We start from the raw sequence: 18,480 nt of genomic DNA, 5'->3' as shown, positions 1-18,480 counted from the left end.
TATTTGCGTATTGTCGGAACTTGGTGGATGGTTTGTATTTTATTATTCAGTACACCTTGTATTGCAGATCAATTCGCGATTATTACCAAGTCGGACGCTCTCCCGTTATTAACCGATGCTCAGGTCAAAATGCTCTACCGGGGGCGGTTGACCCATATTCACGGCACTCATGTTCAATTGGCCGACTTGCCTGCCGACTCGACTATCAGGGCTCATTTTTACCATCGCCTACTGGGGAAATCACCGGCACAAATGCAGGCCATTCGAGCCAGACAAAGCTTCTCCGGTAAATTTATCCCCCCTTATGAACTATACAATGAGGATATGAATACCATCAGTCAGTGGCTGGACGATCACCCCAACGGCATTGTCTATATTCCTCAGGATTGGCTTTCAGATCAGGTTCGCATTCTTTATCGTTTGGGTGACGAGGACTCGCTATGAAGCATTGGAAATTATTGATCTTAATCTGGATGGTCACGCTCCAAACCAGTGCACAACAGTACGAATTTAATGACACCATTCGTCTCAGCGGCTTTGGTACATTCAGTCTCAGCCGTTCTGACAGTCGCGTGCCCGTCTTTGCTTACCGGGATATACATGATGAATTATGCGCAGACTGTGACAGTACACTCGGCCTGCAACTCGACTGGGTCATCAATGATCAGTTTCGCAGTTCGATTCAGGCTGTTAAACGCCCTCAAGACAATTATTCAGATCCGGAGCTGGAATGGGCTTATCTGGCTTATACACAAGGTAATTCAACCCTGAAACTCGGCCGACTCAGAATCCCAATGTTTTTGCTGTCAGAGTATTATTATGTATCGGCAGCCTATCCGTGGATTCGTCCGCCCCATGACATATATGACAGTTTTGCCGGGGTGACACATTACAGTGGTGCAGCATACGAGTGGCAATACTGGCCGACAGAGCAATTACAACTCAAAATTTCCCCTTATATTGCCGCAGCAGAAAAAAATGATTATCAATTCTTCGGCAAACCTTTCACACTTGATAGTGACGGTGCTTATGGCTTAACCGTAGATCTGTTTCAAGACGATCATCAACTCCACCTATCCTATTTGTCGGTGGACTCAGATCAGAAACAGAACGGCAACACGGTTTATCATTATGACCTGGATATGTTGTCGGTCGGATTCAACTATTTGTATCGCGGCTACAATATGACGGTGGAAACGCTGTATGACTCGGGACTCTTTGCAGACTGGTACATTGGTATCTCGCGGGATATGGGCAGTTGGCTCCCTTATGTTCAGTACGGGCAGTTGCGCGGCCACGCAAACCAAACTTACCTGATAGGGATGCGTTATCCGCTCACGCCACGGTTAGTCATGAATGCAGAGTGGGAATATGTTCGCAGCCCGCGCACACCACTCAGTGGTCATTTTACGCAGATACAGACGGCACCGATTGAGAATGACAGTCATATCTTCACACTTGCACTGTCATTCACATTCTGATGCTCACATGGTCTAACACGCGATCCTCACCATCAACCGTACCGCGTTTCGTTTAGAGTGACACTTTCAAATCCGAACGGATCCGGCTCGAACAGGCCAACACGTAACCGTCACGGATCTCTGCCTCACTCAGTGTCTCTTGACTGGAGAACTCAATCTGCCCCTGTTCGACCCGGCATTTACATGATCCACAGATACCACTGCGACAAGCAGCAATCACCGGTACACCAGCCGACTCTAAAACATCTAACAAGGAGTCGCCTTCCTGAGCCTCGGCAGAAACGCCGAAACCGGGGACCTCGACCGTAACCGAAGCGTTACTGTCTTGAGCTACGGGCTGCGGAGAGTCTATCCCGATTGATTCTGCACTGAATCGCTCCTGATAACAGTCCGACATTTGAAACCCAATCTGATCGAGATAAGAAGTGACATCTTGCATAAAGCGCTCAGGCCCGCACAGGTAGACCGTTCTTTCCAGAATATCCGGACAGAGTTTCAGCAGGTAATCCTGATCCAGCCGCCCCTGCATATGCTCGCTATCCCCGGCTTGTTTGAGCAATAACTTCAGATGAAATGATGGATGAGCCGTATTCAGATGTAACAACTCTTCATAGTAAATGGTATGGAGCACATCACGGGCAATATGAATAAATACAATATCGACACCGCCTCGCGAGAGCCAGTCCGCTGTCATCGACATGACCGGTGTAATGCCACATCCGGCACTGATCAGGGCCACATGTCCCCGGTGCGTACAGTCAACATTGTTAAACGCGCCTTGTGGTTTCAGCAACTGCACCCGGTCACCCGAACTCAGATTGTCAATTACATGATTGGAGACCTTACCGCCTTCGACACGCTTGACCGTGAACTTCATCATGGTCTGTTCTGGTAATGTGCTGATCGAATAGGCGCGATACTCAATTTTACCGTCAATCTCAAACCCTAAACTGGCGAACTGACCGGGTTTAAAAGAAAAGCGACGGGCATTCTCCGGACAAGCCAACACAAAACTCACGGTATCCGGTGTTTCATGCCACTTTTCGGTACAGACCAATGCAACAGGCGTATCAAAATCCTCTGCGATCATGGTTATACTCCCTCTTAAATGATGGTTATTTTTGAATTGGGGGGAAGATCAGAAATACGCCTCTCGGTTTCCCGAGAGGGCGCAAGAAATACATGACAATGCATACTCATCATGCTGCAAGGATTGTATTCAGATCATTATCGACGGTGGTAATACTGCGCATATCAAATTCGCTTTGCAGAATTGCCATCAAATTCGGTGTCAGGAATGCAGGAGCGGACGGGCCGGTATAAATCCCTTTCACACCCAACGCCAACAGCGTCAGTAAAATCACGATGGCCTTCTGTTCAAACCATGACAACACCAAGGTCAACGGTAAATCATTGACACCACAGTCGAACTCATTCGCCAGCGCCAGTGCAAGTTGAATCGCAGAATAGGCATCGTTACATTGGCCGACATCCAATAAGCGCGGGATGCCGTTGATATCACCGAAGTCATTTTTGTTAAAACGATATTTACCGCAGGCAAGCGTCAGAATCACGCTATCTTGCGGCGCTTTCTCGGTAAACTCGGTATAGTAACTTCTCTCCGCTTTATCACCGTCACACCCGCCAACCAGGAAGAAGTGTTTAATATTGCCCTGTTTGATCTGTTCAATGACAGCAGGCGCGGCTTGCATTAATGCATTGCGGCCAAATCCAATGGTGATGAAGTGCTCGATTTCATCATGACGGAAACCTTCTTGCTCAAGCGCACACTTGATAACCGCACTAAAATCATCCCCTTCAATATGCTGAACACCCGGCCAGCCGACAATACTGCGGGTAAAAATCCGCTCGGCATACTGACCGACATTCGGATTCAACAAACAGTTAGAGGTCATGACAATCGCACCGGGGAAATTGGCAAATTCTTTCTGCTGATTCTGCCACGCACTGCCGTAGTTACCGACCAGATGCGGGTACTTTTTCAATTCCGGATAGGCATGAGCCGGCAACATTTCCCCATTGGTATAGACATTAATTCCCAGCCCTTCAGTCTGCTGAAGAATTTTTTCCAAATCATGCAAATCATGTCCGGAGACTAAAATACATTTCCCTTTGACCGGTTTCACATTGACGGTTGTCGGTTCCGGATGTCCAAAGGTGTCGGTCTCTCCTTTATCGAGCATTTCCATGATCTTGAAGTTCATCAGACCGATTTCCATTGAGGTATCGAGTAATGATTTTGCGTCTTCAGGATCACTGCCCAACCAAGACATGATCTTGTGGTATTGCGCGAACATCTCCGCATCCGTCTGACCCAACACGCGGGCATGTTCCAGATAAGCTGCAGCGCCTTTCAAACCGTACAGACACAAAAGTCTTAACCCGATGATATCTTCATGTAATTCGCTTTGACCGCGATTCACCGCCGCATCCGGTGCCAACGCCAACAATTCGTCACGGTTTTCAGGCAGATCAATCAGTGCCGCAGTGTAAGGCGTCGGGATTTCGATATCGTGCAACACAGCAGCAGCACGAACCCGTTCAGCCAGTGAACGGCGATACTGATTCGATTCAATCGCCAGTTCGACAATTCGCTCCGGATCAAAATTGACATTGGTTAATGTTGAGAAGAATGCTTTCGGTGCCCACTGATCAATCACTGGATCAATCACACCACAACGCCGACCGAGATTTGCCCAGAAAGAAACCCCTTGAAGTGAATAGACCAATACATCTTGAAGATCAGATACTTCGGCAGTTTTGCCACACATGCCCTGAGCATAGGCACAGCCTTTTCCTGCCGGGGTTTGAATAGTCTGTTCACATTGAATACAAAACATAGGCTCGCTCCAGATATTGTTATATGAATTCATTTAATTCCGGAGTTAAAATGGCACAAACCATGCCATGAAAAAATTACATATTTTTCATCAACTTAAAATAACAACCTTACAATATGCAAGTCATTTTAACATATTTATTTCGTTCATAAAGACACAAATGAGTCATAATGACATGAATTTAAAATTGATTTAAATCAAATATTTATCACGATTCGACAAGCCAGTGCAATCAGTACCACACCGGAAATCCGATCGATCAGCACCGCTTTGCGCTTTAAGCGTGCCAAAACAGCCGAACTAGAAAACAGTAACGCCAATAAGGTATACCATAAACCATCGACCAACAGCGGTGTCATCACCACAATCGCGCGGCTCGAAACGTCGTGACTCAGGGTGATAAACTGGCTAAATAACGCGGTAAAAAACAAGGCGATTTTCGGATTCAACATCGAGATCATCAGCCCTTCTTTGGCTGACTGCCATAGCGAAACACGGATTCCGGTATCAACACTTGCGGCTACTCCGCCTTGAGAGCGCAGCGCCTTCCAGCCCAGATAAGCCAGATAAACAGCACCAATCAAACTAATTGCCTGAAACAGCCACTGCGCTTTTTGCAACACAATCGACAGACCAATGATTGTCAAAAAAGCATATGCACCGATCCCTAGCGAATGGGCCCATGCCGTTGCAATACCATTCAGCCGACCACCGGCGAGTGTGTGCTTGGTCACCATCGCCAGACTCGGGCCCGGTGACATCGCCCCCAATAAACAAATCGTAAACAGTGACAACCACGCTGAAAATGCCATATGTAATAAATCCTTACATGTTTAATCGTTCTTGAAAGCCAAAGGATTGAACAGCCCATTGGTGATCCCAAAACAACTTGAACCGTCCCGGAGCATTATGATGCCAGACACCGCTGACGCACCCGACCGATATACGGGTAAAGAAAAGCAAAACGCCCGATATAAAACAGTGTAAATGCCAACCAAAGCCCCTGATTCCCCCACGTATCCATCGTCAAATAGATCGCCAGCAGAAAAACCAACAGCGCCATAAACGTTGAATTTCTGACCGGCCGTGTCGTGCCGCTTCCCGTAAAAATACCGTAGACCGTCAGACCAAATCCAGCCACCAGCGGAAAGACAATCAGCCATCCACTGACCTGATGATAGTGTTGAATTACGTTGGGAATTTGAGTAAACAGCAGCACTTGTTGCTGATGAGTTAGCACCATGACCACAGTGAGTAGTGCGACCAGCCCGCCCGTCCATTGAAAATTCATTTTTAGCACCTGCGCAAACAAGCCCAGTGATTTTTCACCAACCGATTTGCCACTGAACACACTCGATGCATTGGCAACCCCTTCAAACATATAGCTCATCAGAAAAGTCATCTGCATCATAATTGCATTGGCAGCTAACGTCTCAGCCCCCAAGACCGAGCCGAATCGCGCCATACAGTTGAACATGACCAGCAGACAGACTGTCCGCAACATCAGATCGGTATTGGCCGAGACAATCGTTTTGAGTTCCTGACGTCCCATTTTTGCCAAACCAAGATAAGGGGCAAATGAAAACCCCGCAGCCCGACGCACCAGATATATCCCGATCACAAACGTAGAAATCTGCGCAATCAATGTTGCAATCGCCACCCCGGCGACACCCATATCCAAACCGACCACAAACAGAATATCTAACACAATATTGAGCACATTACCGAAAATCTGAGTCAGCAGCGTCTCTTTGACTTTCGCCTGTCCCATTAACCAACCAATCAGGGTATAGTTAAGTAATACAAACGGTGCGCCCCAAATCAAGACGAAAAAGTATTGTTTGGTCTGCACAGCAACATCCGGCTCCGGCTGAATAATCCACTCAGCACCGCGCCAAATCAGGCTCTGTCCCAGTATAAAAATTACGCCAACTATCGCAGCCATCACAAATGGATGCAGCAAACTGCTTGCTTTCGCTTGCTCACAGTTTTTGCCTAAAGCAATCGCACTCTGCCCCGTGGTACTCACCCGGAAAAACCCAAACAACCAATACAGGGTATTCATGATCACTGTACCCACCGCAACCCCACCGATCAGCGCTGCCGAACCAAGCTGACCGATAACGGCGGTATCTACAGCACCCAACAACGGCTGCGTTATAGTCGAAATAATAAAAGGAATTGCAATCTTTAAATAATCTTTATGAGTCAGAGAGGTGGTCATCTTTAGTATCTACATCCAAGGTGTTTGAATCATCAGTTATTTTGGTCTGTGCCGCAATATGACTGATCCAATCGAATGCGTAAAGTCTCTTATCACGATTTCAATGGCTGAAATTGAGTCATACATAAATAGGCTACGTACTATCTATGGCTTTAAACTATTTTCTATCGCTTTAAGAGCATCCCATTGCGCGAGGCAGTGCCTTGAAACACCTTATATCGGGGAATTCGTATGAACAAACACTTCATGATTCAGTTGATTCTTTACATAAAATATTAGGGAAAAAATCTCATTAAAATTCAGATATGAAGTTTATCAATAATTAATTATTGATATATCATCAAATGATAATGAATAAAGATAGCCATATATTCACTTTCACAAATCATACCTAACTAATACACTGCCGATTTACATAATATTTATAGCGAAAACCGAGTACATCATCTCTCGATTTTCGCTATCTTTAATAGTCTAAATATATTCGCAACAATTTATAATAATGATACGTTAATATTAACTGTACCCATATCAGTCTCGAATGAGACTGAATTGTCAATTATATTCGGACTAAACACCAATTCCTGAGTTAAAGTTTCACCTTCAAGATAATCTTGATGCGCTTTAATCCACCCCACCAGTTTTTCTGATGTATTCACTTCTAAACGAATTCTATCCGTTACCTGAAAATTACGTTCTTTACGTAGCTTTTGGATACGACTGACAATTTCTCTGACTGCCCCTTCGGCAACCAATGCTTCAGTCAGCTCCGGATCAACATCCAATGAAATAAAACGGTCAGAAATTGCGTGAGTCCCAGCTCTTGCCTGACGATATAAAATAATGTCTTGTTCATCAAATGATTGTCCTTCCAAAATCAATTGACCACTTTCCTGAAATACTTCCAATTCCTGAACGCTCAACGACTCAATCAGTTGACCGAAGTGCTTCATCTGCTTACCCAATTTCTTTCCAAGCACAGGAAAATTTGGTTTTGCATAAAAATCAATATAATCTGCCTCATCGGTACTAAATAGCACCTCTTTTACATTGAGTTCCGACTGAATATATTGTGACAATTGCTGTACATCTGCGAGTACTGCCGGATCTTTGTGCAGAATAGTCACTCGGCTCAGTGGTGTCTTAGTTTTGATTTTCAAATCATTTCGTTTTTGCCGGCCCATTGATACAAGATGTTGGAATCGCTCGACAGAATCCTCAAGTACTGGCATTTGATAAGTAACATCTGCCTCTGGATAGGTACATAAATGAACTGAATCTGGGCATGAACAATCACCACGGAACTGCTTAAGCTCTTGGAATAAATACTCTGCAAGGAAAGGCGCAAAAGGAGCCATCAACCGACACAATTCATCAAGACACGTAAATAGAGTCCAATATGCCTGTTCTTTATCCTTAGACGTTCCTTTTTCCCAAAACCGTGAGCGGTTTAAACGGATGTACCAGTTAGTCAGTTGTTCAATAAAATCAAACAGTCTAGGAACAACATTATATAAGTGATAGCGCTGCATCTCCTCGTTGACAGAAAATTTTAGTGTTTGTAAGCGTGACAAAATCCACTGATCAAATAGGTTATCTGGTTGATTAACCGTCGTATGGGACTGCCATTGATCAATCTTGGCGTAAGTTGAGAAAAACTTATACCCATTCAACCAAGGAAGCAGTACCTGTCTTATCATTTCCTGTACACCACTATCAGAGAAACGCTGTTCTTCTGCTTTCACTAAACCTGAATTGATCAGATATAGACGTAAAGCATCAGCGCCATAGTGCTCCATCAACACATCTGGTGCAGTATAGTTTTTGAGACGTTTGGACATTTTTTTGCCATCTTCGGCCATCACGATCCCATTGACAATTACATTCTTAAATGCTGGTTGTCCAAACAAACACTGGCTCAACACCTGCAGCGTGTAGAACCACCCTCGGGTTTGATCGACCCCTTCAGCAATGAAGGATGCAGGAAACGATGATTCAAATTTATCTTTATTTTCAAATGGATAATGCACTTGAGCGTAAGGCATCGCTCCAGACTCAAACCAACAATCAAATACTTCCTCAATCCGACGATAAACACCAGTTTCACCTTCAACTTCAAATGTCAGATGGTCAATATGATCACGGTGAAGATCTTCCACCAAGACTCCAGTGTACTGCTCTAGTTCTTCGCGAGATCCAATACAGATATAGTGGCCCGATGTCTCGTTATGCCAGATAGGAAGAGGAGTTCCCCAGTAACGGTTTCGTGAAACCGCCCAGTCAATCGCACCTTCCAGCCATTTTCCCATTCTTCCTTCTTGAATATGATCAGGAACCCAGTTGATCTGACGATTATTGACAACCAACTCATCACGCATCGACTCCACCTTGATATACCAAGACGGAACTGTCCGATAGATTATCGGTGTATCAGAGCGTGGACAAAATGGATAGCTGTGTACGATTGTTTCCTGCTTATACAAGATCCCCAACTCTTTTAAATCACGAATAATTTGCTTATCCGCATCTTTAACATACACTCCCTGATAATCAGGGATTTGCACTGTGAATTTCCCTTGGCTATCCAGTGGGCAAGGCGCAACTTCAATGCCATTATCTCTGAGCACTCTCCGATCATCTTCACCAAAAGCAGGAGCCATGTGAACAATACCTGTCCCATTATCAGTAGACACAAAATCATCAGCGAAAATTCGAAAAGCACCATCACCTTCATGGTCAGAAAAATAACTGAAGATTGGCTGATAACGTACGCCAACTAATTCACTTCCTTTACAGGATGAAAGTATCTCTACATCATGACCTTTACAAACTGCATCTACTCTAGAGCGAGCCAACCATAAAACACGGTCAATGGTATTATCATGGATTTTGACATACTCAATATCACTACCAACACACAAGCCTAAATTCGAAGGGAGAGTCCACGGTGTTGTTGTCCACGCAGCAAAATATGCATCTTCTTCACTGAGTTTGAACAAAATCGTAACTGCAGGATCCTGTACATCTTTATAGTTGGAAGTTGCCTCAAAATTGGAAAGAACCGTTTCTAAAGTAGTCGAATAAGGAACTACTTTCTCACCCTGATAAACCAATTCTTTTTTCCACAACTGCTGAAAAACCCACCATACGGATTCCATATACCAAGGTTCCATAGTGCGATAATCATTCTGGAAATCAACCCAACGCCCCAATCGAGTGATCGTTTTCTCCCACTCTTTAGTATACCGCTGAACGATTCCTCGGCATTCATCGTTGTACTTGGCGATTCCTAGTCTCTCAACCGTTTCCTTGGCAGACATGCCCAAAGATTTATCAATCTCATGCTCAATTGGTAATCCATGACAATCCCAGCCAAAACGCCTCTGGACATAATATCCTTTCATTGTGAAATAACGAGGAATCACATCTTTAATAGTTGATGCAACTAGATGACCATGATGGGGTAAACCAGTTGCAAATGGGGGGCCATCATAGAAAACATATACAGGATATCCGATAGATTGTTGTAGCGAACGCTGGAAAATATCGTTTTTTTTCCAGAAGCTAAGAATATCGTGTTCAGATTTAACAAAAGAAAAAGCTGATTTCCTTTCTCCTGTTGCCAGAGAATTCGTGTGATTCGCGTTCTGGTTTGGAGTTGCTTCCATATCTGCCTCATAAAAATATCCCGATAGGCTGCATAAAAATACTGTCTATCGGGAGGGTGAATCTATTATACAACAACAAAAATCATTTCTATGTATATGTAATAATAAGAAAAATTTGCTGTAGTTGATGTAACAATATGTCCATTGATTCGTTTATACAATCACTGGAATGTAGCGGTCAAGAGAAACTGGCCACGTTTTTAGTTCTTCCAATGATATCACTTTGACTTTTTTCTTTCGACTATACTGTTTGCTCTTGCTCTATGATGGTTTGTATAGTTATATCAGCCATAAGTCCTCCCTTACATTTCACTGTAGTGTCTTTAGGTATCTCAGCTCTTCCAAATTTTTAATAACCCCTCGTGTATCAGTCTTAACCCAGAGCTTAACTGCCTTAACCTGCCTCACGCCTTCAATTATCAACGTTTGGTTCTTGGCGATTTTGGCTCCCGTACTTGTCGGGGGCTCTTTGAGATAAGCATCTCGGGGTCGGTGAATCAAACTCATCACTTGGACATCTTCTGATTTCACTGGAGCAAAACGTATTGAAGGATACGATGCCGCTACTACCGCTGAAGCGCCCTTCCCATCGATATGTTTTGCGCTAATAAAATCTGAACAAACTGAGGTGAATTAGTACACGCTAAACCATTCTCTTTTGTCAATGCGACACAATGTGAAGAGGCTTTAAGGGCACTGGAGCTGGTTTTCTAAGCTGCCTATGCAGCAGTGAACATAAATTTATCAAAAAAAGCCCGGTCATGTTCTCATCACCGGGCTGATTCACAGTAAATAGTTACAGAGCCAGTTTTAATATTGCTGCGGCATCGTGCGGTGTAATATCCTGATGTTCTCCGAGTGAAAGCATACCGTGCTCGGTGAGTTTTTCCTGCACGGCCGGAATATCTTTCTCACTCAGATTGTAGTCAGACAGTCGGGTCGGGTTGCCCATCTGGGTGAAGAAGGCTTCAGTTTTCTGAATCGCCTGCTCAATCTGCTCATCTTCTGTCCCCGAGGTAATATTGAGGACTCGGTGAGCATATTGTAACAGTTTGCCTTTCTTCTGCTCTTTTTTGTAGCGCCACAGCGCCGGCATGACAATCGCCAGTGTCTGAGCGTGATCGAGACCGTATAACGCAGTCAGTTCATGACCAATCGCATGGGTTGCCCAGTCAGACGGGACCCCATTTTTCAGCGTCCCGTTCAATGCCATTGTCGCCGTCCACATCAGATTCGCACGCACCTCATAATCATCCGGTGTCGCCAGCGCTGCCGGACCATCTTCAAGCAGATTCAGCAATAAACTTTCTGCAAAACGGTCAGAGACTTTGGCGTTAACCGGATAAGTCATGTACTGTTCCATGATGTGAACGAAACTATCGACGGCCCCATTGGCGATTTGTCGTGGCGGCAATGTATAAGTCGTTTGCGGATCCAGTATCGAAAATACCGGACGAACGAAATCAGAGCCAAAAGAGAGTTTATCCTGCGTCTCTGCCCGCGTGACGACGCTATTTTTATTCATCTCTGAGCCGGTCGCAGGCAGCGTCAGCACACAGCCCAAAGGCAAAGCGCGACGGACACAAGCGCCACCGGTGGTCATAATGTCCCAGGCGTCCCCTTCATAACATGCAGCGGCGGCAATAAACTTACTGCCATCGATCACCGAACCGCCACCGACAGCCAGAATGACATCGACCTGTTCCTGCTTTGCCACAGCAACCGCTTTGATCAGGGTTTCGTAATGCGGGTTCGGCTCAATCCCACCAAATTCAATCACAGAACACCCTTGCAGCGCATCGAGCACTTGCTCATAGACACCGTTCGCTTTAATACTCCCCCCGCCGTAAGTCAGTAAAACACGGCTATTGGGGGCAATTTCTTCTTTCAGCGTTGCAATCTGACCTTTGCCAAAGTGAATTTTGGTTGGGTTAAAGTAAGTAAAATTGTCCATGCGAGATTCCCTAATGCTGACTGAATTTATTGTGCCCTAGGCTATCAAGTAACGAATTCGATGCCTATGTAAATTGTGATCTTATTTTTCTTGCTGAAACGCAATGTGCATCATGTTTTGGGAGCGAAGGCCGGAAGAATAATGAACAGTCTCTTTTAAGAGTTATAAGCGTGCTAAAAATTTACGTGATTTCTCTATACTTTGAACTGAAACTGACGAGCATGGTGAATTCTTTTTGAATGCCGAACTGTTTATTCTTCACACAACTCTAGCGGTAAGCCATCAGGGTCTTGGAAAAACGTAAATTTTTTACCTGTAAATTCGTCAATGCGAATAGGCTCGACATAGATACCATGTGAATGTAGCTCGTTTACTGTAGATTCAATAGAGCTGACAACAAAAGCCAAATGTCTAAGACCTTGTGCTTCAGGGCGACTCACTCTTGGTGGTGGTGACGGAAAAGAGAAAAGCTCTAGTTGCTCACCATTTGGTAATGCTAAGTCTAACTTGTATGAGTTTCGGTTTTCTCGATAATTTTCCGCAACGATCTTGAGACCTAAGATTTCCGTGTAGAATGCTTTAGACCTTTGATAATCAGAACAAATAATAGCGACATGGTGGATTCGTTCTAGGATCATTAGGCTCTCCCGTGAGTCAGTTGCACAATAAACCTGCCCCTGTGCTCTGCGGCACACTTATCGCAAAAAATCGTAAAATGAGAGAGATTGTTCATTATTAGCCCTTAAACAACCTCTAACTTTTGAAATGGTTCATCAGGGAAAACAACGTCAATATTATCCCCTTCATTCACATCACCACCAACGACAACAATACCCATGACACCGGCTTTGCGGACAGTTTTTCCTGACTCGTCCCGGCCTAATAAGGCTGATAACAACCCTTTCTTATAATTTTCTATTTGCGGACATGGGTTTCTAAGACCTGTTATAGAAATTTGTGCCCCACTCGGAAATTGTAACGTTGTGCCCTTGGGCAATGATAGTAAATCTATTCCCTGTGTCGTGATGTTTTCACCCAATGCAGCGGGCTCTATATCGAACCCCTGCTGATCTAATTCGTTAAATAATTCGCAATGGATGAGATGCACTTGCCTTAAATTTGGCTGAGTCGGGTCAACTTTTACCCTAGAACGATGTTTTACCGTCGTACCTCTGTGCGCATCGCCCTCAACCCCCTCTCCTTGGATTAAGGTAATTGATTTTACGACCGATTTGGAAAAGTGATGTTCTTCACGCTTACTGACCGATATAACCTTTGCCATCTTCTTCTCCTCCTTGAGGAATAACACCAAGTGCTGCGCATCCCTACGCCTTGTATGCTTATAATCGCCACTCTCCTAATTGTAACTTGTTGTTCAATGCCGTGGTGAGATTAAATCAAGAATTGGTCAGTCAATTTTTTAAGTTGTTGACTGAGCTGTCTTAAGTTGGCGACTGCGTTCACAGATTCTAAAGATCCTTCCGCGGTTTTATCGGCTAATTCGCGAACATTCTCGACACTGCGGTTAATGTCTTCTGAAACTTGAGATTGTTCTTCTGCGGCAGTGGCAATCTGATTGTTCATATCTTGAACATCGCGAACTTGCTCGCTGATGTTTTCAAATAGCGTAAGCACTTCCTTAGCTTGCTCTGCGTTCTTGCCTGAAAGCTCTCGGCTGCCAATCATTTTGTCTAATGAGGATTGTGCGCCATTTTGCAATTCAACAATCAGGTCTTCTATCTCTTTGGCTGAGCTTTGGGTTCGGCTGGCAAGTCCACGGACTTCATCAGCCACAACGGCAAAACCTCTGCCTGCTTCACCAGCGCGCGCAGCTTCAATGGCAGCATTCAGTGCTAATAGGTTCGTTTGCTCGGCTACGGTTTTAATCACTTCCAAAACATTGCCAACGTTATCTGTCCGGAGTTTGAGTTGCTCCATGGCTTCGCTTGTGGATACGATGTCACTGGCTAAGGCATCTATCGTTTTAGCAGTGGCATTCACAATGTGATTGCCCTGAATAATGATATTGTCGGTTTTTGTTGTCGCTTCAGCGGCGGTTTCAGCATTTCGAGCAACCTCAGAGACTGTGGCAGACATTTCATTGATCGCAGTCGCCACTTGATCCGTTTCATCACGCTGTGATTGCATCATATGTTGACTTTGGTTGGAGATGCTTTCTAACTGCTCGCTTGTGGTGCTTAAGTTCATAACGCCCGAGACTACTTCAGAAATAAGTTTGTTAAGCGTTTTGCTCATTTCACCAATGTGATTATAAAGCTGGCCAAGCTCATCCTTACGGTCAGTGGACAGATTCTGGGTTAGATCACCGTTGGCAATATTGCCGACAGCCTTTATAACCTCATTCATTGGCTGGACTATCAAGTGGCGAATAAAGAGTGAGAAAAATATGCCGATCAAAATGGCGATTGCTGTTGCGGCAATAGATAACATCGAAACTTTGCGACCATCTTCGATGCTATTTTGCTCTTGAATCGTCGTAATCGCATCGATTTGTTTGTCCATTTGAGCGGATAACTCAATCAGTCTATTTTGCGCATCTGCCAGGTTCTTATTTATCTCGGGGTTAATTTTGCCAAGGTCTTCATATTTTCCCAGAAGGGAGAGAATGCTTTGACGAGTGTCATTCAATGCATTCGGGAGTTGCAGTGCTGCGGTTTTGTTGACGACTGACTGAAACCGAGTGGTCACAAGCTCAATAGGAATATCTTGTTTTTTGCTAATGTATTTGTTCATTTCAGTCGTGAGCGCGTACCAATCATTTGAAACATCTAAAGCCGCAGTTAACGCTTGAGGGTCATTGTGTTGACGAAGTTGTGCAATGATCTGACCGTATTGCGTATAAATTGACTGCAAATACTGCACAGCATTTCTATCTATGCCGTCCCATCGAGTTCGGGCAGCAATCAGTTTAGTTAAGGTTTTTTGGTAATCAGCAAGGTTGTTTTGGGTTTGCTGAGTTAAATTTCTAACGTTAACACCACTGTATAGTTGTTCGGCGGTTTGAAGATAGCCTTGTAGTTGGCTGATATCGTGTTGCACCTGCTTATTGTCTTCTTCTGATCCAGAGATAACATAGTGCTCTAGGTTGATTCTCATATCGACAACAGTGTCATCAAGGTCGTTTGAAAGTCGTACCTTTTCAGCTCGGACATGTAAGGTACTGACGCCTGTAATACCAAAAATACCGACAACCAAGGCCAGTAGCAGTACAGAGCCAAACCCAAGAGCCAACTTGGTGCCAATTAGTCTATTTTCGAGGAATTTTTTCATCAGGATACTTCCTTAGCAATTCTTTACGGGGAGTCTCTCGGCTAATATGCAGAGTTATTATTTTTTCACTTCACCGATGGTGACTTTATATAATATTTAGGGTGGGTAATCTTTACACTAGGGAAACAAGAATCTTTTATGAAGTCAACATAACTGACTGTTATAAATGTTTTTTGTTCTGAAATCATGAGCTCTATTTAAGATATTTGGAGAGATTGCAAAAATGTGCTGCGAAAAAATCTTTCCTCGTTCAGAGTTATACCCAAAGTTTTAGTTAGGCTCAATAATATATAAATAATGAATGTCTCTGATTATATTAAGGGCGTCTTGATAATGATCTTCGGTTATATCCATGGCTATTTGCTGCTAACACCATATTAAGGTGAGAACATTCCCCCCACAGATGAAAACGATCATGTGATTTTAAGTTCAATGTTCAGATACAGCACGATGTGAGACGCGAATCTGGTGAAACATCAGGGGATTGGCATCAGAATCGCGGTTATGTGTTGAATTGTACTTTATTGATTTCCAGCCAAAATGCCTCTTGGCATGGGTTAGTAAAACTTTTTCTCTTTGGCATGACTGCCAAGTTGTCCGGTTGCTCGATAACTTCATATGAAATCCAGCATTCAGCACAAACCGCTGCTGTCACATCGTCAGAGAAATCTTGCTCAGTACATTTTCTGAGTGTGACCCCATTGTCAAATTTTACAACGAGCTCACAACTCTCCGTAACGATGCCATCGGCTTCGCATCGACTGGTATTTTCAATTTTTTCAATGATTGATAATTCATGCGGCGCATTTTTGACAGCCGATACATAAGTGAATAGATGATTCATGACCTTTACCTGTGTCGGACAACGTGCAACTCCGCCAAACAAAAAAATTTCTGGTTACGCTTGCATCTTGGCAAGAGCAACTGACGTATAGAGTACCGATGTTTCTGAAATTGGGAAACGTCATTGTGCGTCAAATTTGGGTGCCGGAGGCTGGGAAGATAAAACTTGTGATGCCGGTGTTTGGGGGGAGAAATGGTGGCTCTGTGGTTTGGGACGCAATTACTTCTCCGATCTCATTGCCATCTCCGAATGCGCCCCAGATACTTTTTCAAGGCCGAAAAAGTACCCCAAAAGGCCTAGGTTTAAGTTCAGCACGCATAATCAGGATCGGGTTGATTCGCATCCTGCTCAAGCAATCCTGAAAATTCGTCCTGAATTTTCCCCCTGAGAACATCGATCAAGTTGGCTTTGTTGATTCAGTGTTTCACCCCATTCAAATCAACTGCCAAACGAGGAAAACCATTCAAGGATGAATGGTTAGGCTTTTCCGGGCAGGACGCCCGTAAAAGCTGGTTCTGGAAAGCGCACGACCAAGCCAAACAAAAAGATTTTCTGGTTACGCTTGCATCTCTGCAGGAGTAACTGGCGCACTGATCACGAATGCCGCTGAAACCGCAGAAAGAAATTGTGCGTCAAATTCGGGAGCCCAAGGCTGGAAATTAAAAAGACCGAATCAGTCCTTAAAGCATGGCAAGCCTTGCGACATCCGCCATTGTTTAACAATCTCAACAATACGCTCCGGTGTGGCATCTGCCAGATCATCTGGATAGTAAATCAGGTCTGAACCATCAGGGTGTTCTGTTATATCTTCAAAGTGATCGACTAAGGCATCCAGTTCACTTTCTGAAGAAGCATCAGCTTTGCAGATTTTCTGCAATAGCCGTAAAAATTCATCTTCAGAATATTCATTAATACTATTTTTCAAATTCACTTATTTGCCCTTATGTATATCTATATGATTCTTGGGGGTTGTGACACGAATATTATCAACATCATAGACTTTACCGCCATGCTGGATTTCCTCCACATGATGCAGTTCGAAAACTTTCCTACCACCAACCGAGTCTTTTTTCCTTGCACGAGGTGCATATCCTTTACTCATTCTCTCGACATTATTGTCTATAAATTGTGTTTTGAGTTCTGAATCTTTGGAAACCTCAACCCAGAACGCTTTCCGGAACTGGTCAAAACTACTGAACTTACGGCCTCTGAGCTGATCCGCAATTTGCGACGGCACCGGCGCACCTAACTCTTTTCCGGCGGCTTCCAACCACCGGCCGGTGATATCTTCACCGTTGCCGGTCACAACACCTGACTCGTTGCGAGGGCTTTCTTTATACACCACATACAGCGGTGGTAATCCGGTCTCTGCCGGAAAGGTCAGAATATAGTCATGCAGATCTGCATCAGCAATTGGGGTGATGTAGGTGTTGTCAAATTCTTGCCCTTGATCCGCTTCCGGATGGATCCAGATATCGAACTTTTCCATCTCCGGGATGGGATTAACCAGAATCGGTTTACCGCCAAAATCACCACTGATCGGCACCCATTCAATGGTGACATCCCGCTCCAAGTCGACGACAAACCGCTCACCAACCCGTTTTACTTCACGCTTGGGAATATTCGCCCCATTGACGTGATAGCCGTAAATCCGACCTTCCGTATTGAAACCCAAGCGAATATTGGTTTCAACCGTGTTTTTATTACTCATATCGGCTGCACTGTAGAGCGTACTGTCCGCTAATTTGTTCGGTACAAATGCAGCCAGAATGCCAGCTCGCCCGATAATTTTAATCGCCAGTCCCGGCAGTTCTGCCAATGCCGCACCACCAATACGAGTCAAAAAAGCTTCTTCAGAAGCAGCACTAATCCCCTGCCCGACGGCCAGTGTATAAGCCGCATAATCCCCCAGCGCAGAAAGCGGCTCTCTTTGTGTACCGATATCACACGTACCGCTCGGCACCAGCGCAGATTTGGCGAAACGGGAGGGTTTGACTGGCGGTTTGTTAAATGCGTTCTGCCATGCGGATGAAGGCAGTGGGATTTTATCCAGCTCCCGTAACCGCTGCTGACGCTGCTTGTTCAGCCGCTCTGCTAAAGTGAGTTTCACAGGTTCGCGTTCGACATAAGGCTCGGTAGAAACAGAGGCATTCACAC

The 18,480-nt window shown here is 44.6% G+C and carries 14 protein-coding genes; 2 read left to right on the top strand and 12 right to left on the bottom strand.

The features are described from left to right. Nucleotides 1-3: 3 nt before the first annotated feature. Together VRK_RS15950 and VRK_RS15945 are read left to right on the top strand one after the other, a co-directional pair. Complete coding sequence (locus tag VRK_RS15950) at nucleotides 4-444, top strand: hypothetical protein (RefSeq protein WP_157371933.1); 441 nt, start codon at nucleotides 4-6, stop codon at nucleotides 442-444. Further along, nucleotides 441-1,481: a hypothetical protein gene (locus VRK_RS15945; protein ID WP_059122283.1), complete on the top strand. Its 1,041-nt coding sequence runs from the start codon at nucleotides 441-443 to the stop codon at nucleotides 1,479-1,481. Before VRK_RS15950 ends, VRK_RS15945 begins: the two co-directional genes overlap by 4 nt. Nucleotides 1,482-1,533: 52 nt before the next feature. Here the strand turns inward: VRK_RS15945 and VRK_RS15940 are convergent, their stop codons facing one another. The 12 genes from VRK_RS15940 to VRK_RS15870 form a co-directional block, all read right to left on the bottom strand. Further along, the gene (locus VRK_RS15940; RefSeq protein ID WP_059122282.1) at nucleotides 1,534-2,571 is read right to left on the bottom strand and encodes an FAD-binding oxidoreductase; all 1,038 of its coding nucleotides are present in this window, start codon (nucleotides 2,569-2,571) and stop codon (nucleotides 1,534-1,536) included. Between the two features lie 109 nt (nucleotides 2,572-2,680). Then, on the bottom strand, nucleotides 2,681-4,342 hold the full coding sequence (hcp, locus tag VRK_RS15935) for a hydroxylamine reductase (RefSeq protein ID WP_059122281.1): 1,662 nt from the start codon (nucleotides 4,340-4,342) through the stop codon (nucleotides 2,681-2,683). A 197-nt stretch (nucleotides 4,343-4,539) separates the two neighbouring features. Further along, on the bottom strand, nucleotides 4,540-5,154 hold the full coding sequence (locus VRK_RS15930; protein WP_059122280.1) for a LysE family translocator: 615 nt from the start codon (nucleotides 5,152-5,154) through the stop codon (nucleotides 4,540-4,542). A gap of 95 nt (nucleotides 5,155-5,249) precedes the next feature. Beyond that, a complete protein-coding gene (locus tag VRK_RS15925) occupies nucleotides 5,250-6,566 on the bottom strand; it encodes an MATE family efflux transporter (RefSeq protein ID WP_059122279.1) in 1,317 nt (438 codons plus the stop codon). A 494-nt stretch (nucleotides 6,567-7,060) separates the two neighbouring features. Then, nucleotides 7,061-10,234 (bottom strand): isoleucine--tRNA ligase, encoded by a 3,174-nt coding sequence (gene ileS / locus VRK_RS15920; RefSeq protein ID WP_059122278.1) that lies wholly within the window; start codon nucleotides 10,232-10,234, stop codon nucleotides 7,061-7,063. 796 nt (nucleotides 10,235-11,030) lie between these two features. After that, complete coding sequence (locus VRK_RS15910; protein WP_059122276.1) at nucleotides 11,031-12,188, bottom strand: iron-containing alcohol dehydrogenase; 1,158 nt, start codon at nucleotides 12,186-12,188, stop codon at nucleotides 11,031-11,033. Between the two features lie 251 nt (nucleotides 12,189-12,439). Continuing rightward, nucleotides 12,440-12,823, bottom strand: coding sequence for an SMU1112c/YaeR family gloxylase I-like metalloprotein (gloA2, locus tag VRK_RS15905; protein WP_197413164.1), 384 nt, complete (start codon nucleotides 12,821-12,823; stop codon nucleotides 12,440-12,442). Nucleotides 12,824-12,930: 107 nt separating this feature from the next. Continuing rightward, complete coding sequence (locus tag VRK_RS15900) at nucleotides 12,931-13,470, bottom strand: MOSC domain-containing protein (protein WP_059122274.1); 540 nt, start codon at nucleotides 13,468-13,470, stop codon at nucleotides 12,931-12,933. A gap of 110 nt (nucleotides 13,471-13,580) precedes the next feature. After that, complete coding sequence (locus VRK_RS15895) at nucleotides 13,581-15,479, bottom strand: HAMP domain-containing methyl-accepting chemotaxis protein (protein WP_059122273.1); 1,899 nt, start codon at nucleotides 15,477-15,479, stop codon at nucleotides 13,581-13,583. A gap of 502 nt (nucleotides 15,480-15,981) precedes the next feature. Then, the gene (locus VRK_RS15890; RefSeq protein WP_059122272.1) at nucleotides 15,982-16,323 is read right to left on the bottom strand and encodes a hypothetical protein; all 342 of its coding nucleotides are present in this window, start codon (nucleotides 16,321-16,323) and stop codon (nucleotides 15,982-15,984) included. A gap of 673 nt (nucleotides 16,324-16,996) precedes the next feature. Beyond that, nucleotides 16,997-17,254 carry a bacteriocin immunity protein gene (locus VRK_RS15875; RefSeq protein WP_059122269.1) on the bottom strand — a complete coding sequence of 86 codons (258 nt, stop codon included), beginning with the start codon at nucleotides 17,252-17,254 and terminating at the stop codon, nucleotides 16,997-16,999. After that, nucleotides 17,255-18,480 (bottom strand): S-type pyocin domain-containing protein (locus VRK_RS15870; protein WP_197413127.1); only part of this gene is annotated, 1,226 nt, incomplete at its 5' end.

Source organism: Vibrio sp. MEBiC08052 (genome assembly GCF_001506075.1).
Lineage (GTDB): Bacteria > Pseudomonadota > Gammaproteobacteria > Enterobacterales > Vibrionaceae > Vibrio.
This window is presented reverse-complemented; position numbering and strand designations above follow the sequence as displayed.